This is a genomic window from Pseudomonas sp. RGB (assembly GCF_007713445.1).
Lineage (GTDB): Bacteria > Pseudomonadota > Gammaproteobacteria > Pseudomonadales > Pseudomonadaceae > Aquipseudomonas.
In genome coordinates this window covers 61,698-81,114 of the sequence record NZ_VMSH01000012.1, presented here as the reverse complement: position 1 = coordinate 81,114, position 19,417 = coordinate 61,698, and the positions used below count along the sequence as shown (strand labels likewise).

Annotated in this window: 21 protein-coding genes, 1 tRNA gene and 1 pseudogene; 8 read left to right on the top strand and 15 right to left on the bottom strand. The window is 58.2% G+C overall.

Going from position 1 to position 19,417, the window contains the following annotated elements:
- Positions 1–3: 3 nt before the first annotated feature.
- Both FPT15_RS22595 and FPT15_RS22590 read left to right on the top strand, forming a co-directional pair.
- Positions 4–1,812 carry a hypothetical protein gene (locus FPT15_RS22595; protein ID WP_145164784.1) on the top strand — a complete coding sequence of 603 codons (1,809 nt, stop codon included), beginning with the start codon at positions 4–6 and terminating at the stop codon, positions 1,810–1,812.
- A gap of 12 nt (positions 1,813–1,824) precedes the next feature.
- Positions 1,825–2,874 (top strand): hypothetical protein, encoded by a 1,050-nt coding sequence (locus tag FPT15_RS22590; protein WP_145164782.1) that lies wholly within the window; start codon positions 1,825–1,827, stop codon positions 2,872–2,874.
- Between the two features lie 2 nt (positions 2,875–2,876).
- Here the strand turns inward: FPT15_RS22590 and FPT15_RS22585 are convergent, their stop codons facing one another.
- Together FPT15_RS22585 and FPT15_RS22575 are read right to left on the bottom strand one after the other, a co-directional pair.
- Complete coding sequence (locus tag FPT15_RS22585; RefSeq protein ID WP_145164780.1) at positions 2,877–3,173, bottom strand: putative quinol monooxygenase; 297 nt, start codon at positions 3,171–3,173, stop codon at positions 2,877–2,879.
- 974 nt (positions 3,174–4,147) lie between these two features.
- Positions 4,148–4,345, bottom strand: a complete 198-nt coding sequence (locus tag FPT15_RS22575; protein ID WP_145164776.1) for a hypothetical protein — start codon at positions 4,343–4,345, stop codon at positions 4,148–4,150.
- 352 nt (positions 4,346–4,697) lie between these two features.
- Between FPT15_RS22575 and FPT15_RS22570 the strand changes: the two genes are divergently transcribed.
- Together FPT15_RS22570 and FPT15_RS22565 are read left to right on the top strand one after the other, a co-directional pair.
- Complete coding sequence (locus tag FPT15_RS22570; RefSeq protein ID WP_145164774.1) at positions 4,698–5,075, top strand: DUF1090 family protein; 378 nt, start codon at positions 4,698–4,700, stop codon at positions 5,073–5,075.
- 255 nt (positions 5,076–5,330) lie between these two features.
- On the top strand, positions 5,331–5,891 hold the full coding sequence (locus tag FPT15_RS22565) for a fasciclin domain-containing protein (protein WP_145164773.1): 561 nt from the start codon (positions 5,331–5,333) through the stop codon (positions 5,889–5,891).
- 144 nt (positions 5,892–6,035) lie between these two features.
- Here the strand turns inward: FPT15_RS22565 and FPT15_RS22560 are convergent, their stop codons facing one another.
- Together FPT15_RS22560 and FPT15_RS22555 are read right to left on the bottom strand one after the other, a co-directional pair.
- Positions 6,036–7,055, bottom strand: a complete 1,020-nt coding sequence (locus FPT15_RS22560) for an alpha/beta fold hydrolase (protein ID WP_145164771.1) — start codon at positions 7,053–7,055, stop codon at positions 6,036–6,038.
- Positions 7,056–7,391: 336 nt separating this feature from the next.
- Positions 7,392–7,874: a DUF2846 domain-containing protein gene (locus tag FPT15_RS22555; RefSeq protein WP_145164769.1), complete on the bottom strand. Its 483-nt coding sequence runs from the start codon at positions 7,872–7,874 to the stop codon at positions 7,392–7,394.
- Positions 7,875–8,227: 353 nt separating this feature from the next.
- Between FPT15_RS22555 and FPT15_RS22550 the strand changes: the two genes are divergently transcribed.
- Entirely contained in the window at positions 8,228–8,629 is a 402-nt protein-coding gene (locus FPT15_RS22550) for a hypothetical protein (RefSeq protein ID WP_145164766.1), read from the top strand.
- 26 nt (positions 8,630–8,655) lie between these two features.
- Here FPT15_RS22550 and FPT15_RS22545 read toward each other — a convergent pair.
- A pseudogene (locus FPT15_RS22545) lies at positions 8,656–8,910 on the bottom strand (hypothetical protein).
- Positions 8,911–9,218: 308 nt separating this feature from the next.
- Positions 9,219–10,118: an alpha/beta fold hydrolase gene (locus tag FPT15_RS22540; RefSeq protein WP_145164764.1), complete on the bottom strand. Its 900-nt coding sequence runs from the start codon at positions 10,116–10,118 to the stop codon at positions 9,219–9,221.
- Between the two features lie 704 nt (positions 10,119–10,822).
- Here FPT15_RS22540 and FPT15_RS22530 point away from each other — a divergent pair.
- Positions 10,823–11,185, top strand: coding sequence for a hypothetical protein (locus tag FPT15_RS22530; protein WP_256676507.1), 363 nt, complete (start codon positions 10,823–10,825; stop codon positions 11,183–11,185).
- 71 nt (positions 11,186–11,256) lie between these two features.
- On the opposite strand, the gene FPT15_RS22525 is transcribed toward FPT15_RS22530, so the two are convergent.
- A complete protein-coding gene (locus tag FPT15_RS22525; protein WP_145164920.1) occupies positions 11,257–11,703 on the bottom strand; it encodes an Lrp/AsnC family transcriptional regulator in 447 nt (148 codons plus the stop codon).
- Between the two features lie 131 nt (positions 11,704–11,834).
- On the opposite strand from FPT15_RS22525, the gene FPT15_RS22520 reads away from it, so the two are divergent.
- A complete protein-coding gene (locus FPT15_RS22520; protein WP_145164761.1) occupies positions 11,835–12,455 on the top strand; it encodes a LysE family translocator in 621 nt (206 codons plus the stop codon).
- Between the two features lie 1,374 nt (positions 12,456–13,829).
- Here FPT15_RS22520 and FPT15_RS22505 read toward each other — a convergent pair.
- A tRNA-Ser gene (locus FPT15_RS22505) sits at positions 13,830–13,917 on the bottom strand.
- A 152-nt stretch (positions 13,918–14,069) separates the two neighbouring features.
- On the opposite strand from FPT15_RS22505, the gene FPT15_RS22500 reads away from it, so the two are divergent.
- Positions 14,070–14,741: a Bax inhibitor-1/YccA family protein gene (locus FPT15_RS22500; protein WP_145164757.1), complete on the top strand. Its 672-nt coding sequence runs from the start codon at positions 14,070–14,072 to the stop codon at positions 14,739–14,741.
- A 62-nt stretch (positions 14,742–14,803) separates the two neighbouring features.
- Here FPT15_RS22500 and murB read toward each other — a convergent pair whose 3' ends face one another.
- The 7 genes from murB to FPT15_RS22465 are packed head-to-tail and all read right to left on the bottom strand — an operon-like array spanning position 14,804 to position 19,325.
- Complete coding sequence (gene murB, locus FPT15_RS22495) at positions 14,804–15,823, bottom strand: UDP-N-acetylmuramate dehydrogenase (RefSeq protein WP_145164755.1); 1,020 nt, start codon at positions 15,821–15,823, stop codon at positions 14,804–14,806.
- A complete protein-coding gene (locus tag FPT15_RS22490; RefSeq protein WP_145164753.1) occupies positions 15,820–16,284 on the bottom strand; it encodes a low molecular weight protein-tyrosine-phosphatase in 465 nt (154 codons plus the stop codon). Before FPT15_RS22490 ends, murB begins: the two co-directional genes overlap by 4 nt.
- Entirely contained in the window at positions 16,284–17,048 is a 765-nt protein-coding gene (gene kdsB / locus FPT15_RS22485; RefSeq protein ID WP_145164751.1) for a 3-deoxy-manno-octulosonate cytidylyltransferase, read from the bottom strand. Before kdsB ends, FPT15_RS22490 begins: the two co-directional genes overlap by 1 nt.
- A complete protein-coding gene (locus FPT15_RS22480) occupies positions 17,045–17,230 on the bottom strand; it encodes a Trm112 family protein (RefSeq protein ID WP_003174668.1) in 186 nt (61 codons plus the stop codon). The genes kdsB and FPT15_RS22480 overlap by 4 nt, the downstream gene beginning before the upstream one ends.
- Before the next feature lie 24 nt (positions 17,231–17,254).
- Positions 17,255–18,265 (bottom strand): tetraacyldisaccharide 4'-kinase, encoded by a 1,011-nt coding sequence (gene lpxK / locus FPT15_RS22475; RefSeq protein ID WP_145164749.1) that lies wholly within the window; start codon positions 18,263–18,265, stop codon positions 17,255–17,257.
- Positions 18,265–18,693, bottom strand: a complete 429-nt coding sequence (locus FPT15_RS22470) for a biopolymer transporter ExbD (protein WP_106579831.1) — start codon at positions 18,691–18,693, stop codon at positions 18,265–18,267. The genes lpxK and FPT15_RS22470 overlap by 1 nt, the downstream gene beginning before the upstream one ends.
- Positions 18,690–19,325: a MotA/TolQ/ExbB proton channel family protein gene (locus FPT15_RS22465; RefSeq protein WP_106579832.1), complete on the bottom strand. Its 636-nt coding sequence runs from the start codon at positions 19,323–19,325 to the stop codon at positions 18,690–18,692. Before FPT15_RS22465 ends, FPT15_RS22470 begins: the two co-directional genes overlap by 4 nt.
- Positions 19,326–19,417 lie beyond the last annotated feature (92 nt).

Below are 19,417 nucleotides of genomic sequence, written 5' to 3'. Positions count from 1 at the left end.
ACCATGAGCATCCTCAACGGACCACGACTGAATTTCTGGGGCGGCATCCGCACGGACGTGAGCTTGCCGAACAACTCGCCGACCATTCCTTTTAATGGCAACAAGCAATGGCCGCTCTTCGACCTGACCACGTCGACCCTGGCACCCGGCGCGCAGTCTTACACCGACGACCAGTTGAACAGCATGATCAACGCGCCCGACGGCAACTACTACACCGCCGGCGGCTGGAACCACTACGGCCAGCACGTGGTGGACATGCAGAACGCCTTGATCAGTTCCCAAGGCAGCCCCGGCAATATCAGTACAACGGGTGACCAGGTCGGTCAGCCGGTGTACCTGCTCGGTTCGGTGGACCCGGTGAGCGGCCAGGCACCGGTGTCCGGGCCGATGATGGTGGATCTGGACCCCAGCGCCTCGACCACCACGCAGATTTTTGTCGGCGGCCTGCAAATCGGCAGCAACGACAATATCCAGCTGCTGATTCGCTGCAATGCGGTGTGCAGCAGTTTCGACGTGACCGGGCGCGTGCTCGAGCCGGCAAAAATGGACGCTCCGGGATCGTTCCATGCCAGCGGCACGTTCCAGCTGACGTTCCCGCTGAGCAGCATCGTCAGCTGGAACCCGAACAGCAGCGGCCTCAAGGCGATCATCCAGGCGCCGGGCGCGACGGGCATCGTCCTGCGTTTCGTGATGTTCGAGATGTGCCCGCAGATGACCACCGCGCAGCTCGATGCCGATTATGCTGCCGGTAAATACACGCCCAACCCGAGCATTGGCCGGGTCATCGGTACGCTGGCCCCGGCGTTTGCCGGCGAGCCGCTGAGCTGCCAGCCGGGGCGGCAATTGGTCAACGCAGCCACGAACAACGCCGCCTATGCGGCGCTGGGCAATAACGGGCTGTTGAGCCTGGACATGGTCAACGTGATTCCCAAGCAAACCTTCCGCGCGGTACGGGACGACATCACCAGCCCGATCGGGCCGAATGCGAATTATGGGCCGGTGACCATTTCAGCCGGTGCCGCGCCGCTGATCACCCTTAACCCGACTGCCAGCCCGCTGGTCAATTACTACGTGTATGGCGGCATCGTCGATGTGGCGCTGACCACCAGCCAGCAGCAGGCCGTCAGGACCACGCCGTTGGCGATCAACGCCCCTGGCCAGGTGGCCGGGACTCAGTTGCAGGCGACCGAGTCGACCTATCGGGTGTATGCGGATCAGCGCAACGTGTACCTGGAGGATTACCCCAACGGCCTGACGGTCACCTTGCAGGTTCGCTACCTGGGCGGGCCGGTGCCCGGCGCCACCAAAGTCAGCCTCGCAGCGAGTGCGCCGGGCGTCTACGAGCAGAAGCAGTACACGGACTTTCTCAACTTTCCGACCTCGCTGACGGTGAATGCTGGCCAACAGACGGTGAGTTTCCCCGTTACGCTCAAATCCGGCAGCGCCGCCCAGGCGGGCTTCGTGGCCCTGACCTACACGGCCAATGGCGTGGACGACGGCGCCTTTTTCACCAACTTCCGAAAATACGCTCAGACCGACTTTGGCATCGCCAAGGGCAGCGTCATTACCTGGCAACAGGTGTACCCGAATGTGCTGCGCTTTCACTATCTGGCCTTCCCCGCCATGTCGCGCTACGTGCCGTTGAACCAGCCTGACGCGATCATGGGCGCGAAGAACGCCATCCTCGCGCGCACCTCGGACGCCTACAAAGGCACCACGCTGTTCATGCCGGTGGTGCGCTCGATGTCCCCCGCCCAGCGCGCACTGCTGCGGGCCTATCTCACCGGCAGCCCGTGGCAGCCACCGCAATAGGAGGCAAACGCTATGACACTTCATATTCCCGCACAGCCCATCGAAGCCTTGCGTCCGAGCAGCGTTATCGCCGAAGGCCTGCTCAACCCGCGTGGCATGAGCCTGCAAGCCGATGGCAGCCTGTGGCTGGCCGAAGCCGGCTCAGGCGTGGCGGACCAGCCGTTCAGCAGTCGCATCAGTCGGCTGCAGCCTGACCCGCTGAGGCCTGGGGCCTATCTGCCCGGCGAAGTGCTCGCCCAGGGTTTTCGCAGCATGAACCTGCAGGCGCGCATGCTGCGCGATGAAATCATGGGCCTGTCCGACATCGCCTGTGGTGACGGACGTTGCCTGGCCAGCCAGACCGATTACGTCGGCGGTTCCAGACTGCTCGACCTGCAATACAACCCGCCCGAGCCGGTGTTCCACAGCCGTGGCAACCTGAACGCGCTGTGCTACCACCCAACGCGACGCAGTTGGCTGGCGGTGAAACCGGATACCAATCAACTGGTGGAGTTCAGCCACGGCGAGCAAGAACGCGTGCTCGCGCAATTGCCCGTTCTGGATGAGGATCAGGAAGCTGTTCCTGTCACCCTGGTGTACGAGCCGCACACAGACGCCGTGTTGATCAGCTTGTTCTCTGGGGAATTGCACGGCGACCCCGCGCGCAAAGGCATCGACTTTGCCGACTACGCCGGGCAAGTGATTCGAGTTCACCCGGCCAGTGGGCAAATCGAAGTGGTGATTCGCGGCCTGCAACTGCCCACCGGGCTGGCGCTGTGCCCGCAAGGCAATCTGCTGGTGCTGGAGCTGTGCAGCCATCTGCAACAGCCCTTGCTGCCGGACTGGAACGGCGAGCCGCTGCACGGAGGCTTTACCCGCTTTACCGGGCGACTGTTGCGCTGTGACCTGCGCAACGCAACAGTTGAAGTGCTCGCGCGCGGGCTGGATACGCCGTCCAACCTGTGTGTGGTGCAGGACGCGGTAGTGGTGAGCGAAGGCATGGGCTTGACGGGCCGACCGCTGCCGACACCCGACGGCACTGTGGCGCCGCTCAGTGGCAGGCTGCGGCGGGTGCAGCTATGAGGCTAGAGCGCATCCTCTAACAGCAGAACGGTCGCGGGGCCGGCGCGAAAAGACGGATTGTGCCTGGCTGCTTCAACCATATGAGCGGCCTCATGGTGGGCGGTCAGGGCGTCCTTCGAAGCCCACTTTTCGATCAAGACAAAACTGTCGGGTTTGCCGACCACGGGGTGCAAATCGTACTGCAGACAGCCCTGCTCAGCCCTGACCAATGGGGCCAGTTTGGCGAACGCTGCACGTTGCTCGGCGCCCTTGCCGGGCTGCGTATTGATAATGACGACAAGCCGCACTTCATCTGACATGCAAACACCACCGCAAAGTTTGGTTAAGGAAGCCGCACAGTACGTGAGCACGCCGCCAAGGTGCAAAAAAGCCTAACCGAGGAGCGCATTTCACACGGTTTTCACAGTCGGGCGCATAGGCTCAACTCAGCTCCTAAGTGAACACCTTTAAGCCCGCGCCCCCATCGTGGGCTTTTCTTTGTCTGCGATTCTCATTGGATACTCGCCTTATCGTCGTACCACAGCACTGGCTGCGCGGTTTTTTTGCTCCATTTCACCTGTTTATTGAACTGGATGAATGAGCGATGACGCTGAACCAATCGCCACCCAGCGCAAGAGGTTAAGCACGCGCATAGATAATTTGAATTAGTCAGTTGCCCGCCCGGTCAAGAACTATGAACGCAGTAAATCTGACGAGGTAACAGCAATGACTATCCAAGCAGAGACACTCGTAGCATTGACCGAAGCGCTTCAGGAGCGCGGCCTGAATTTGGTTTCAGATGTGCACTTCACCCGCGCGCCGTATCGGCAAAATCACCGCTGGATTTGCACCGTCGCGTAACGCTGCATTTTGCCGGCGGTCAGGCTTACTGGCCGACCGCTGGCACCGCGTTGATCACCCTAGCTCGAACAGCTTTCGTTACGATTTTGTTGTTTTTTAACGCCCTTCCCGGTTTTTCGCTCGTATTGGTGATGACAGAACCAGACGACCAGAAGCAGGCCTGCCAAGCCAAAAACGAACAGTAACAGCTCTAGTGCGGGACCTTCGTGTGAAAACATTTTTCGTTCCTCATCCTGAAGTCGTGCAAAACCGAAATCGGTCGCACCCGAAATTATTCGTAACAATTCAAACATTTTCAGGTTAATCGCCAAAACCACGCATGGCAACCCCGAGTCGCCTTAAAACCATTGATCTAGACGGGTTGCATGGGTGATCACGTTCTGCAGGCAATAAAAAACCCGGCGCAGTGGCCGGGTTCGCTGAAGTGAAATGATCAATTATCGGGATGTTCACTCGCGACTGAATCAGCCGCATCCACATCCGACATATCCTCTTCCAGTGGCGCGTCGTCGTCAGGCGGCAATGGGAGCGCGCCCTCATCTTGGCGCGGATCGTGGCCCGTTTCGTTGTCTGTGCCGCGCGTCACGGCTTGTTGGGAAAGGTTTCCTGGCGCCTTCTCGTTGATTTCCATGTTGACTCTCCGCTTTGGCGCACGGGAAATGCGCACTTAAGCTTGAGAGACGGCGCAGCATTCAGAGTGCAAAGCATTAGACGAATGGTGCCGATCAACGCTCGGTCTTAACGCTTTGAGCTTCGGATGTTTACTACCGCGCGCAGGTAGAGCCGCTGTAAACCTGATGGGCCGCCAGCGATGGCCGACGCACAACGTGAAACAACTCACATTTATGCAACGTCGATATTGAAGGTCAATAATTGACCAACCTATATTTCGCTTCACCCGAGCGCTCACCTCTATACGGATATTGTTCTGCGCCAGCTCGGGTCCCCACTTGAGCGCAGGCAATCAAACATTGAGGTTTGCCATGCGTCTTTCCAAACTCGCGCCAGCCGCCACCCTGCTCAGCCTGTTTACTCTGCCCACCCACGCTGCCGACCTGACCGCCCTGACAGGCGCCCTGTCGTCTGCCCTGGGCGGCGCCAGCAACAGCAACACCCTCAACACCAATAACGCCTCCTGCCAGCAACAGATCCGCGACCTCCAGGCAAACATAAACGCGGCCAATGCCAAGGGTGACACCTTGCGCGCGACGGCCTTCCAGGCAGCGTTGACGCAAACCAACAAAAGCTGCAGTAATTCCAACTACAACGCTCAGGCGCAGGTGGACACCCACCCTCAACGCCAACAAAACATGAACAAGGCCGCGGATGCGATCAACGCCATCGGTGGTTTGTTCAAGTAAGAAGAAATAATCGGAGGCTCCTGCGTCGAGCGTCTTTCATCCCAGAAATGCAGAAGCCCCGCTTTAACGGGGCTTTTGTGTGAGTCTTGGCGGGTAGCCAGATGTGGTGGGTGCGGCGGCCACTTCAGGAAGAAACTTGAGCGAACACGCGAGACGCTCACAAAATTATTGTATGAACGGGTGCATCCACTTTGATCGCTGGCGCGTAGATTCAATACCCTCACTCGGAGGGCATACGAGCCAAGGAGATACACCATGCACGCCTTTTACAAAAAAATTGCTGCAGCAGCCTGCTTCGCTATTCTCTCCGTAACTGCAACCGCAAGCTTCGCCGCCGACTCTGTGATGGTCGGAGGCGCAGCGATGTACCCCAGTAAAACCATCGTGGAAAACGCGGTCAATTCAAAGGACCACACGACGCTGGTTGCAGCAGTCAAGGCTGCCGGGTTGGTTGATACGCTTAATAGCAAAGGACCATTCACCGTATTCGCGCCGACAAACGAAGCCTTTGCCAAGCTGCCCGCAGGCACCGTAGATACGCTGGTCAAGCCTGAACACAAAGCCGACCTGACTAAAATCCTGACCTACCATGTCGTACCCGGCACTCATACATCGGCACAACTGATGGCCGACGCCAAAAAGAACGGCGGCACCGTTGTGTTGAAAACAGTTCAAGGTGAGTCGCTGAATATCAAGCTGCACGACGGCAAGCTTTGGGTGGTAGATGCCAAAGGCGGTAAGGCAAGTATCAGCATCGAAGACGTGATGCAGTCCAACGGCGTGATCCACGTTGTCGACTCGGTCTTGATGCCTTAAACGCTCTTCAAGCCCGGCAGACGCGCAGTTTGCCGGGTAGTGAGGCCTGTCAATAACCGGCTGGTGATCATGGCCGTGTTCATGAGCCATGCCGAAACGTTCATAAGCCTTAGCCGGCGCACCGCAACATGAATGTCTCGATATTCATCGTAAGTTTCTGCGTTGAAGCCAGGTACTGATTGCCTCGACGAGTTCGGTCTTGCACTCCACCGGCAACCAATGCCCGCCAGATAAGCTCGTCACAGTGAGGTCTGCGCAGGCCGCACGCATTGGCTCGCCCAACTGATTACCCTTGATGGTATTCATCGGGTCGTAGTCGCCGTTCACAAACAGTACGGGCAAGGACAGGCGGCCGCCATTGGGCGCTCGATGGGCATAAGCGATGTTGGCATCGTCGTTCAAATACCACGCGCAGGGCGCGCGAAAACCATGCTCCTCAAAACTGCGCACCAGTGCTGCGAAGTCCGTCTGCGGCCAGAGCGCGGGGTCGGGCTGGGTGGGCGGGGCTCGGTGCGCTTCGCCAAACCGCCCTCCTTTGCTGGTGACTTGGGCGTTTGATGCGACTTTAGTGATGCTCGCAGGGTCGCCTCGTCGATAAATCGAAGCCAGTGATGCGGCTTTATGTGCATCAAGGTCAGCGACGGCGGACGCGAAGTGCGTGTTGTAATAGCGGTAGTAGTCCCATTGACCGTCTGGATACTCGTCTGCCGGATAGATTGTTCGGTCAACCAGCGGGACGAGCGTCGGCAACGCGTTGGTGGTGGGGAAGTACGGGACCGAAATCAGCACAACGCCGCGGCTGCGTTGGGGCTGATGAGCGACCAATTCACCCGTCACAACGCTGCCCCAATCGTGGCCCACCCAAATGGCGGGCATTCCACCGAGATGGTCATGAAGCTCTGCCATGTCCGCCACGATGTTTTCAATGGTGTACGCGCGGGTGTCCGCCGGCACAGAAGAGCCGCCATAGCCGCGCATGTCGGGTGCAACGCAGTGCCAGCCCTGGGCAGCGAACGCTTCCATCTGCGCGCGCCAGATCAGACCGAGCTCCGGCCAGCCGTGCAGGAACATCATCAATGGCCCCTCGGCAGGCCCCGACGCCACATAGTGCGTCGTATGACGGGGCGTACTGAAGATGTGCGAAGTCAGCTCGGAAGTGGACACAGGATCTCCTGATGCTTACCGGCGGATACAAGCGAAACGGCGGCGCCATGCTGCGTCGCCTGTACCCAGAATAACGCCTTTATGTCATCACGGCGCGGTGTTGCACCGTAGGCCGCCTAAAGCCCTTGGCATGGCTGCCCACGGATTTTGGGTGGACGCCATTGCCGTTATATCGCAATCCAGGCAGTGACCTCGCCAGACACTCACAAACTTTTCACAGTCGAGCGCCTATGGTTAACCCAAGCTCCTGGTGAACATCCCTTTAAGCCCGCTGATCCCCATCGCGGGCTTTTCTTTGCGCGCAATTTAGCTGTTGATATTGCGACCCGATTGGAACTAGATCGCCTCAACCTTTCTACATTGAGAAATCTCGGGCAATGCCTGGTCGGCAGAGATTTTATTAAGCTGCCAATGCAGCTTGACAGCGTTTGATTGGTTTACACGCACTCTTGCGCTGCTGGACGTGAGGCTGATGTACGAGGCATCTGAGCTTTTAACGTCGATGACAACGGCGGTGGTGCCGCCCTCAAGATCAGAATTCCCCAGGATTCCAGCTTTCCATTTCTGAGTGACCCTGTGCTCACCGGGTGCAACAGGTACGGCTATGTAACCACCGTTCTCCAGAGACGCTACTTGCTTGCCATCCAAAGAAATCAAGGCAGACATTAAGCCCATGTCGTAGTTACTGGGCCTGTAGACATAGATGACACCCTGTTGTGAATCCACGTTTTCAAGAGGTGTAAATGTTGGCCCTGTGATCGTGCAGGCGCTTAAGAGCCCCAACCAGACAAGTGCTGAGATCTTCCATACTCGATTCATAACCGCTCCATTCTGATCCAGCGCTTGATGATCAACACTGCAAGACTGTCAATCAAACGGTTTGTGCTGATCTTGCACGTCCCCCACTCTCCTACCAAATGTTGGCGGTAAGCCGCCAATGGTAAGCGAGGGCTTCAATTCCTGCTTAGAATTGCCATGCACTCGAAGATCAGTGGCAGCCCGCTACGTCAGGTGCGGGTGTCAGGCGGATACCGAAGTCGCAAAGCTCGGACAACTCAAGAAGTGACGATGGAGGGTATGACCGGTCCATGGTTCTCTCTCACGCTTGAAATGGTGGCGCGTTGGCGGTTATAACTCCGCCCGATAACGCTATAGGGCTCAAGATGCAGGAAATGGATAACCTGATAAAGCTACGCATCGGACTGACAGTGGCAGCGGTTGGCGCCTTTCTACCAATTACCATTCTCTTCGCAGTCGGCGTCGTGGCATTCTTTATTCCGCTCATTTTTGTCGCGAAGAGTCCTCCGCTCGGGACGCTAGCACTTATAGGCGCAGTAATCGTCTCGGCATTCGCGATAGGGTCGGCATGGAAGATCTATGCACTTTCAATGGCGGCCAGACCCATTGTGCGCAACTCAGGCTTACTGGCATCAGGAGCAGTGATTGCGATGATTTGGGGTATGGTTCTCGCGTACTGCACGCGCACGCTACCCGAGCTCACATACATTTTTCTGATGCCGGGGACAGTCTCGACAGCTATGCTCGCCCTTACATTGAAAAGAGCGAAAGCGTGACGTAGGCGAAGAATTGGGTCAGCAATTTACCCTTCTGAACTGTCGCGCAGCACATCGATCAGCTTCTGCTCTCCCAAGCGCATCGCACCTAAGCCTTACAGGTCATCGCACTTGGGGCCGAGGCCGAACACGGTCACCTCTCCCTTCGCACCGATCAGCGTCAAGGCGCCTACGGTGCACTCCGGATGTTCGGCCGCATCGAGGTCATCGGCGATCTTGCGCAGGGTCTTGGCCGCGTCGCGCCAGTCCTCCCGCCTGAACTCCAGAACTTTGATGATCATTTGGTCACCTGCTGCTGCCACTCTGCAATGCTGCGCCGCCTCACTCCCGTCGAGTGCGAGCGCCTCCAAGACATGGCCGACGACCACACGCTGATTCCCCGGCGCGGCAAGCCAGCTGCGTAATTGCATGGACTTGACCACCCAGTTGCATTCGACTTGACCAGTCGTTTGCATCGGATTTGACCAGCACACTGGGTGGCCTTGACCGGCAAAAACGGCCAAAAACGGACGGTCGGTGATCTGCAAGCACAGCAACGAATCCTGTGCCCTTTAACGGTAATTCATCACTCTAGCAAACCCTCCGTCGCTCACGGGTTCAGATACTTGATGACAGCACCGGCAAACAGTTCTGGCTGATCAAGCATGATGAAGTGAAAACTGTCGTCAATGCGCCTGAAGCTGATGTTTGGGGTTGAGGCATAGGCGTTACGGAACATTGCATCAACCTGGGACGCCTCTACGCCGTAATGCGAGTCGTAGGCATAAACGACCTCGACAGGCACCTTGATGCGTCCAAGCTCAGGCCGGAGATCGGTAACCATCAGTTCATACATGGCATCGGCCATAGTCTTTCGGTCCGAGTTTATCCCCGCTGCCACCAGGCCTGGTCTGGCCGCTTCGGTTTTGGCAAGACGGGCGATGGAGGCATGCTGCATAGCTTCCACCTGCTCGGGCGTTGCCGCTAACATTCCATCGCGCATCGCAGCAGCATGCGGCGCAGCAGTTTCACTGGTCGCTGAGGGGTCAAACAGCAACGTATAAAAGGGCATCGCATCGACAATCATAAGGCGTCCCACCTGATCGGGATGACGAGCCCCTAACATCAGCGTCACCTCACCACCCAACGAATGACCGATGATGACAGGCGCCTCGATGCGCTGGCTGCGGATGTATTCAGAGATAGCCTCGACCGTCGACGCCACTACTCGCCCGTCTGGATTGGTTACAGCAGGCGAGCCGGCAAAACCAGCTACCTGTACGAGATGGAGGCGGTGGCTCTGCCGTAATCTAGAGGCCAAATCAGCCCATACTTCGTAGGACGACGCAAACCCTGGGATCAAGATGATATCTGTTCCCGAGCCTTGTACCAGAACCGAGATGCCACGTTGGTTGACGGTGAGTGGCGGCAGAGGCGCAGGCTGGGCTAGCGATGCAGACGACAGCGCCAGAGTGGTGCCAATCCCGGCAAGGATCATTCCTGCACGCATGGCGCTCCCCTTTTTGTGCAATGCGAAGTGGTATTTACGATGTCGAAGTCGCCAATTGCACCGATGAGTAGGCCGTTTAACGGGGTCATAGCCATTCCTTTGACCGAAAAATTATTGCCACTATAAGGCGCACAAAAGCGTCAGGAAACTAACCCACCTGCAATAATCCTTGGTCCGCTTTGGGTCGACTACTGCCAGTCAGGGCCGCCCAGTGTGCTGGTCAAATCCGATGCAAACGACTGGTCAAGTCGAATGCAAATGGGTGGTCAGGTGGAGTGCAATTACCCACCAGCCAGCAAATGCCCGGACGGTCCCCCGCTACAAGGCGATCGGCAACAGTAAGGCCGTTGCCGTGGTTCGATGGATCGGGCGGCGGCTATTGCTTCAATTGGCGAGTTGATCAGCACGCGCCAGGCGGTATGCCGTCTTTGTTGAAGTCCTTCAGGCGTTCCCGCTCTTCCTCGGTGGAATGTGCCGGGGTTTCCTGCTCGGGCTCTTTCTTCTTTTCTTCAGTCATCGCTATGTCCTCTGGGTGGTAGCTGTTTCGGCACCTGGTGGAATCAGCAGTTCAAATCAATCGCCACCGCCACCCGGGCGTCACCTGGTAACACCAGCCAGTGATCGGCTAATCAGCTTCCCCACGCAAACCACATCTGCCACGGAAATGCATAGAGCCAGCCGATCGGAACACCTACTGGGATGGAATGGGTCCGCGCACCGTCGCCGAGCTCGTCGCCGACTGCGGCTGGGACTACATCCTAAATTGCTTGGATCGCGGCATCAGCCCTACAGTGTTCAGCGGCAACGCTCTGCACGCCCTGGCCCAGAAGTGCATCCTGCAGCGCCGCCGCCAGCGGACAGGCCGCCATGACTGGGAACTGGGCAATCTGAGCAAAGATGAAGCCCGTGAGCTTTGGTATGACAAGGCGGTCGAAGAGAACCACAAATTCACCCACCTTCGCCGAGTGGTCGAGGCAGTCCAGGCGGCGCTGCCGGGTAGTCAGCTTATGATCCGGAAAGCTGCGCAGCAACCTGCCCAAGGCCATCAATTGTCGCGGCCTCAATGATCCTGGCAGCGTTAGGTGCGCCGTCGTCAGGTCGTTTCCATTCGAACTTGAGCTCTGCCCAACTCGAGTGATCAATCGCGTGGCGGTGCCACCCCGCGCATGGGAATGGGCGCAGACATGACGATGGACGTACGCGTCTCGCCAAAGTGGTTGATGCTGCCGACGAAACGCTCCAGGTGGCGGATATCGCGGGTCACCACCCGCAGGATAAAGGAGTCCTGCCCGGTCACGTGCAGGCATTCCAGCACCTCCGACATCTGCTGCAACTGGCCGATCAGCCGCGCCTTGTTCAATTGCGGAGTAGTCATGCCGATCAGCGCCATCACCCCGTAACCGGCCTTTTCGGCGGAAACCGTTGCGCAGTACGCCTCAATCACTCCGGCCTCTTCCAGGCGCTTTAGGCGCTCGGAGGTGGCCGGCAGCGAAAGGGTCACCCTTGGTGCTAGATCTGTCAGGGAAATACGTCCCTCACGTTGTACGACCTGAAGTATTTTCCAGGATTTTGCATCCAGCTCCATTTTTTCAGGCATCCGATTCTAAATTCGTAATTTATTCAGGCGATTACACGAAACTACCGTAATCCCTGCATTCAGGATCGATGCATTGCAACGCAGAATATTGCCCATGTCCACTGTCCCGGAGCCTGCGCATGGCGACCCTCCTGTTTCTCAAATCCGTCCTGATCGGCCTGTCCATCGCAGCGCCTGTTGGCCCCATTGGTCTGTTGTGCATCCAGCGAACCCTGGGGCATGGTGCGCGCATCGGTTTTATAAGCGGCCTGGGCGCTGCGGCGGCGGATGCCTGCTATGGTGCGCTGGGCGCCTTTGGTATCGGTGCAATCACCCGTGTCTTCGTCACGCTGGTCACCCCGCTCGCCCTCTTTGGCGCCCTGTTTCTGGCCTGGATGGGATTGAAGATGTTGCGCGCCACACCACCGGAACAAGCCGCCAGTGCGAGCGACCAAGCCCGCGTGCTGCCGGCATTCGCCTCGGTGTTCCTCCTGACGCTGAGCAACCCGCTGACCATACTTTCTTTCGTTGCCATCTTTGCCACTCTGTCCGGCGGCGAGGCTCTGTCCGGTGCGGACGGGCTGGTGATGGTGCTGGGCATATTCTGCGGCTCTGCGCTCTGGTGGCTAGCCCTCAGTTTCGGCGTGTCCAGTATTCGTCACCGCTTGGGAGTTAGCGCCATGCAATGGATCGACCGCAGCGCAGGCCTCTTCCTGCTGGGCTTCGCCGCCTGGCAGTTTATACGCGTAATCGCCAGCTGAAAGCGGCAATGCATCCGCCTGCCCACCTGCGAATACACAAGCCTGCGTGCTCAAATGCCTGCTATCGAACAATTCCCGTTGATTGTCTATTCCACATAAAGGGCGACACGCGCGAACGCGTCATGACGATCAACGAGTCGATGGTGCCAGCGCTTGAGGTCTACAGCATTGATAACAATAAGTTGCATACCGTGGACGTCCAAAGTCAGATGGCGCGTTCATGGACATTGACGCTTGTTCTTACAGAGATTTCCCTTGCCTACCGTCGAACACACTCACTTCAGTCCGCATGACCTTTCTGTCAAAGACCGCCTGATTAGCTACTCGCTGAATAGCTCCCGTGTAGTGATCGAAGGGCTACCACAAATATTCTAGGAAGACGGTTTGCCCTGGAGAGAAGCGAATCTCTGGGCTATGGAGAGAGTCACCAATGGTGAGGCAATCCTTAAGACCGTTTCTAGCAACCTGAACGGGCTGTTGAACTACGCGAAGTTTTTGGAAAGTCGCAGGCTTCAGTGGTTTGAGTTCCCGTCTCGAAAGGCTGATCGATGTCTTGTTCAGTGCCTTGGGGCGCTTATCAAGGCTCGTGATGCTGGTCATAGGCCCCCTGGGTATGCTCGCGGTGTTATCTGTGAGCTGCCATATCCAACGGACGACACGCGGGTCATCACAAAGGCTGCGGTTGCGACCCTAAGCGAGCTGTTCCTGGAGGGATTCAAATTCAGCAAGGCGGAGATACCGCTGATGGATCTGCGGTAGCCTAACGAATTCACCGGCGACCGTTTCGCCCCATCACAGCCAGAGGCAAGCGGGCGAGTGATGAATGTTTTTGGATGAGATAAATACCAAAGGGGGCACTACCAAAAATTCAGCAACATCGTGCGGGGAGGGGCAGACAGGAAGCGGAGGAAATCGGTCGCTGAACGAAGACTCTGCACGAGACGTGATTTTGCCGAAGGAGGAAGCCAATCAGTTCGCCAATCTGAAAATGTCCCAACCGAGCATCTTACGCCGCAGCTTTTTCATTTCTACTAGTCATCAACGGGGCATCACAATGTGCACATGCCGCCTCCTTTGGCCACCATCAGACTCTGGGCTCTAGCTCATATTAGGATTGGGACAAATCGCCCGGCCAGCGAACCACGTTCATTTATTGGACGTGCGCCTAAGGGAAGCACAGAGAGAAGTGAAAGGTAGTCACCCCCCCAAAGCGTCAACTGAAAGGATTGGTAAGGTGCAACTGGAATTGTTGCACTCTTAGAGACCACTCATTTTATCCAGGGAGTGGCACGCCCTACCCCATCTCTCGGCCGAAAAAACACAAAAAAAGAGCCTAGATTTTCATCCAAGCCCTTGATTTTGTTGAGTTCGCGGCGGGAAACCAGGGATTCGAACCCTGGGAACGCTATTAACGTTCGCCGGTTTTCAAGACCGGTGCATTCAACCACTCTGCCAATTTCCCTTTTGCATCACAGGATTATAGTAGCCCATCCCGTGTCAGCGGGCGCCATAATACCCGAATGAAACACACTGTCAAACTCTCGGCATCGCTTGTTACAGAGCGTCTGTTATGATCTTTGCGACTGAACGTTTCAAAACTGAAGGAGTGTCGCCATGCGCGAACAGAATTACGCGGTGAATGGTAACGCGCAGGCTGAGCAGCTTGAAGTCAGCCGCGTGTTGCGCAATACGTACGGCTTGCTCGCCCTTACCCTCGCATTCAGCGGCGTAATGGCGTATGTAGCGCAGCAAATGCGCGTTGGCTACCCGAACATCTTTGTCGTGTTGATCGGTTTCTACGGTCTGTTTTTCCTGACCAACAAGCTGCGTGACTCGGCCTGGGGTCTGGTGTCGGCGTTTGCCTTGACGGGTTTCATGGGCTTTATCCTCGGCCCGATCCTTAACCGTTACCTCGGCATGGCCGGCGGCGCGCAAGTGGTCAGCTCGGCGTTTGCCATGACGGCCCTGGTCTTTGGTGGTCTGTCGGCCTACGTGCTGATCAGCCGCAAGGACATGAGCTTCCTGGGCGGTTTCATCACCGCTGGCTTCTTCGTGTTGCTGGCAGCAGTGGTCGCAGGCATGTTCTTCCAGATCAGCGGCCTGCAGTTGGCGATCAGCGCAGGGTTTGTGCTGTTCTCCTCTGTATGCATCCTGTTCCAGACCAGCGCCATCATCCACGGCGGTGAGCGCAACTACATCATGGCGACCATCAGCTTGTATGTATCGATCTACAACCTGTTCATCAGCCTGTTGCAGATCTTCGGCATCATGGGCCGTGATGACTGATTGCTAGCGCCATAAAAAATGCCCCGCATCGAAAGATGCGGGGCATTTTTGTTTCTAACGGTTCAGTACCGATTAGGTTCCATTTCCAGCTCAACCTTGAAGCGTTCAGCAATGTCCTGCTGGATACGCAGCGCCAGGTCGGCAATATCGTGCCCTGTCGCCCCACCATAGTTGACCAGCACCAGTGCCTGCATCTTATGTACGCCCGCATCGCCATCACGAAAGCCCTTCCAGCCGGCCTTATCGATCAGCCAGCCGGCCGCGAGTTTCATCTGCCCGTCAGTCTGCGGGTAAGCCACCAGGTCCGGATACAGCGCCTGTAGCTCTGCGGCCAGCGCTTGGGACACCAGCGGGTTCTTGAAAAAGCTTCCGGCATTACCCAGCTCGGCCGGGTCCGGCAGTTTTTCCCGGCGGATGCTGCAAATTGCGCGGCTGACGTCGCTGGGCGTCGCCTCGGTGATCCCCTGCCCGGCCAGGCGCTGCTGCACCGGGCCGTAGCCGAGCTTCAGGTGACTGGTGCGACTCAAGGCAAAACGCACGCGCAGAATCAACCAGCGCCCGGTTTCGTGTTTGAACAGGCTGTCGCGGTAAGCGAAGTTGCACTCTTGCAGGCTGAAATCGCGCAGCTCGCCCGTTTGGCGATCCAGAGCGGTCAAGCCGGCAAACACATCCTTGATCTCTACACCATAGGCACCAATGTTCTGCATCGGCGCGGCCCCGACAGTGCCGGGGATCAGGCTGAGATTTTCCAGACCACAGAAACCGTGCTCCAGGGTCCACAGTACAAACGGGTGCCACGCTTCGCCCGCTTCGGCCTCGACCACCACCTGCTGCCCATCATCCTGCAACACGCGAATGCCCTGGGTCGCCATGCGCAACACCAATGCTTGAATGTCCTGGGTCAGCAATAAGTTACTGCCGCCACCGATCACCAGCAGCGGCACTGCGTGCGCAGCCGCGTAAGCCAGGGCTTCGCGGACATCGGCATCACTACGGGCCTCGGCAAACAATTGGGCGCGTACGTCGATGCCAAAGCTGTTGAATGGCTTGAGCGATACCTGCGCAAGCACCTGCAAGGTCATAACCGCCCCTTCAATTCGATTACCAATAAATCACAGGCGCGCTCGATCAGGTCAAGAACCCGTTCAAAGCCTTGTTCACCTTCGTAGTAAGGGTCTGGCACCTCGTCTACTTCAGACTCAAAACGGCGCAGGAACAAGTCCAGCTCCGCTTTACCCTGCCCGGGGTGCAGCGCCTTGAGGTTGCGCAGGTTGCTGTGGTCCATAGCCAGGATCAGGTCATAACGTGCAAAGTCGGCACGCGAGACCTGTTGGGCACGCTGAGCCGACAGATCATACCCGCGCACCAACGCCGCACGCTGGCTACGCTGGTCCGGCGGGTTGCCGACATGCCAATCACCGGTGCCCGCAGACGCCACTTCGACCTGGCCTGCCAAGCCCGCTTCGCGCAGTTTATGGCGCAATACGCCCTCGGCGGTCGGCGAACGGCAGATGTTGCCCAGGCAGACAAACAGAACCTCCATCAGGCCCCCAGCAGGCGACGGACGCGCTCAAGGTCTTCGTGGGTATCGACGCCGGCCGGCGGTGCTTCCAGCGCGTCGCCCACATGGATACGCACGCCGTGCCACAAGGCACGCAGTTGCTCCAGAGACTCGGTGTTTTCCAACCAGCACGGGCCCCAACTGACAAAGTCATGCAGGAAACCGGCGCGATAGGCATAGATGCCGATGTGGCGGCGGTACGGCACGCCCTCCGGCAAGACGTCGCGACTCCTGGCAAACGCGTCGCGCGCCCAAGGCAGGGTCGAGCGGCTGAATGTCAGCGCCAGCCCATTGATGTCGCTGACCACCTTGACCACGTTCGGGTTGAACAGCGTGTCGATGTCTTCGATAGGCTCGGCCAGGGTCGCCATGCGCGCTTCGCCATGGGCAGCCAGGTTGGCGGCGACCTGATCGATCACGCTCGGCGGGATCAATGGCTCGTCGCCCTGCACGTTGACCACAATTGCATCCGCCGCCAAACCCAGCTGCGTGGCGACTTCGGCCAGGCGGTCGGTGCCGGAATTGTGGTCTTCGCGGGTCAACACCGCTTCGGCGCCAAAACCTTTGCAGGCCTCGATGATGCGCGGGTCATCGGTGGCCACCACGACCCGTTCGGCGCTGCTTTTGCAGGCCTGCTCCCACACCAGCTGGATCATCGGCTTGTTGCCGATCAATTGCAGCGGCTTACCCGGCAAGCGGGTCGATGCATAGCGCGAAGGAATGACAACGGTAAAGGCGGTGGTCATTTATCCAGACGCTCATCGGTGGTCAGGGTACGGGCTTCGCTCTCCAGCATCACCGGGATGCCATCACGGATCGGGTACGCCAGGCCGGCGCCTTTGCTGATCAGCTCGGTTTTGTCGGCGCTGAGCTTGAGCGGGCCTTTGCAGATCGGGCAAGCGAGGATGTCGAGCAGTTTGGTGTCCATGAGCGTTTCCTGGGTAAAAGCGATTTAAGGCAAGAGTCGGGCGGGCAGCAAGCGCATCAGTTGCGTGTCGAACCAGGCGACAAACGCCGGTGACGGCAGCGCATCCACTGCAAGGTACCACCAGTCGGGACGGGCAAAGGCGCGGCACTTCACCGCGTCCTTTTCGGTCATGACCAGCGGCAATGCCGGCGTAAAATTCAAGACATCGGCGCTGTAGGGCGCGTGGTCGGCAAACGCATGCGGTATCGGCAGCCAGTGTAGCGTTTCAAGGGTAGTGAAGAAACGCTGCGGGTTGCCAATACCCGCGACCGCATGGACCTGTTGGCCTACCGGAAAATAATCGGCGGGCTGGCGCTCACCGGTTTTCAAATTGATCAGTGCCGTGGGTTGGAGACGGAAGGCGAAGCCATCCTCGCGATCGGACGCGGCACCGTTATAGAGCAGCGCATCAACGCTCTGCAGGCGCTCGACCGGCTCGCGCAAAGGTCCGGCCGGCAAGCAACGACGGTTGCCGAGGCCACGGGCGGCATCGATCAACACCAGTTCAAGGTCACGGGCCAGGCGGTAATGCTGCAGGCCGTCGTCGGAAAGAATCAGGTCAAGCGGCTCGCTGGCCAGCAGCGCTTTCACCGCGCGACTGCGGTCTGGGTCAATCATCAGCGGGACGCCGCTGCGCTGCACGATCAGCAACGGCTCGTCACCGGCCACTTCAGGGCTGTGGCTGGCCTCGACCCGCCACGGCAACTGCGGCGGTTTGGCACCGTAACCGCGACTGACCACCCCTACCCGCAAACCACTGCGCCGGCAGTGATCGATAAGCCACAGAATCAGCGGCGTTTTGCCCGTTCCGCCCACAGTGATATTACCGACCACCACCACCGGTACTGGCGATTGATAGATCGCGCCCTCACCCGCGAGAAAACGCGCACGTTTGCGCTGCACCACACGCCGATACAAAGACTCCAGCGGCCGCAGCAGCGTGAGTGCCGGGTGGCCTTCGTACCAGGCCTTGAGCAAACGATCGGACATGGCCATCAGGGTTGGGCCGCCGCCTCTACGGTGGTCATGCGCAGATGGGTGAAGCCGAGCTTGCCGGCGGCATCCATCGCGGTGATCACGGCTTGATGCTGGGTTTTGCCGTCTGCACTGATCGAAAGCGGCATGTTGGTATCGCCGCCGGATTCTTTCTGCAAGGCGTCCATCAGGCTGGTGAGGTCATTTTTCTCAAGCAATTGGTTATTCACCGAGAACACCCCGTCGGCGCTGATGGCAATATCCAGTTGCTTGGCGTCCTGGTCCTCGGCCGGCGAACCGCTCACCGCTTCCGGCAAGTCGACACGCAGCTGGGTTTGCCGGGTGAACGTGGTGGTGACGACGAAGAACAGCAGCAGGATGAACACCACGTCAATCAGCGACGCGAGGTTGATATCAACGTTTTCCCGTTGCTTGCGGCGAAATTTCACACCCGGCCCTCGACGAAATCGACATCACGATCACCCTGCACCACTTCCACCAGTTTGATGGCTTCCTGCTCCATGCCTACCACGAGTTCATCGATGCGGCGTTGCAGGAAACGGTGGAAAAACACCGAGGGAATACCGACCATCAGGCCCGCAGCCGTGGTAATCAGGGCCTTGGAGATACCGCCTGCCAATACCGCGGCATTGGTGGTCATGCCTGAGCCCATGAATGAGCTGAAAATATCAATCATGCCCAACACCGTACCCAGCAGGCCCAGCAATGGCGCCATGGCCGCGATGGTGCCCAGCGCATTGATATAGCGCTCCATCTCATGGATGACCCGCGCGGCGGCTTCCTCAATGCACTCTTTCATGATCTCGCGACCATGTTTGGAGTTGGCAAGACCGGCAGCCAGGATTTCACCCAGGGGGGAGTTGGCGCGCAATTCCTTGAGTTTGTCTTTATCCAGTTGTTTGTTTTTGATCCAGCCCCACACCTGCCCCAGCAAATGCTCGGGCGTGATGCGGCTGGCACGCAGGGTCCACAGGCGTTCGGCGACGATGCCGAGTGCGGCGATGGAGCTCAAGATGATCGGCAACATCATCCAGCCGCCGGATTTGACCAATTCCCACACAGTGAATGTCCCCTCGAAAAAGTGCGCCACTTTACCATATAGGTTCGTCAGCGGGGCTCGTCAGCCACCGGCCCGCCCGTCGCGGGCCTGGG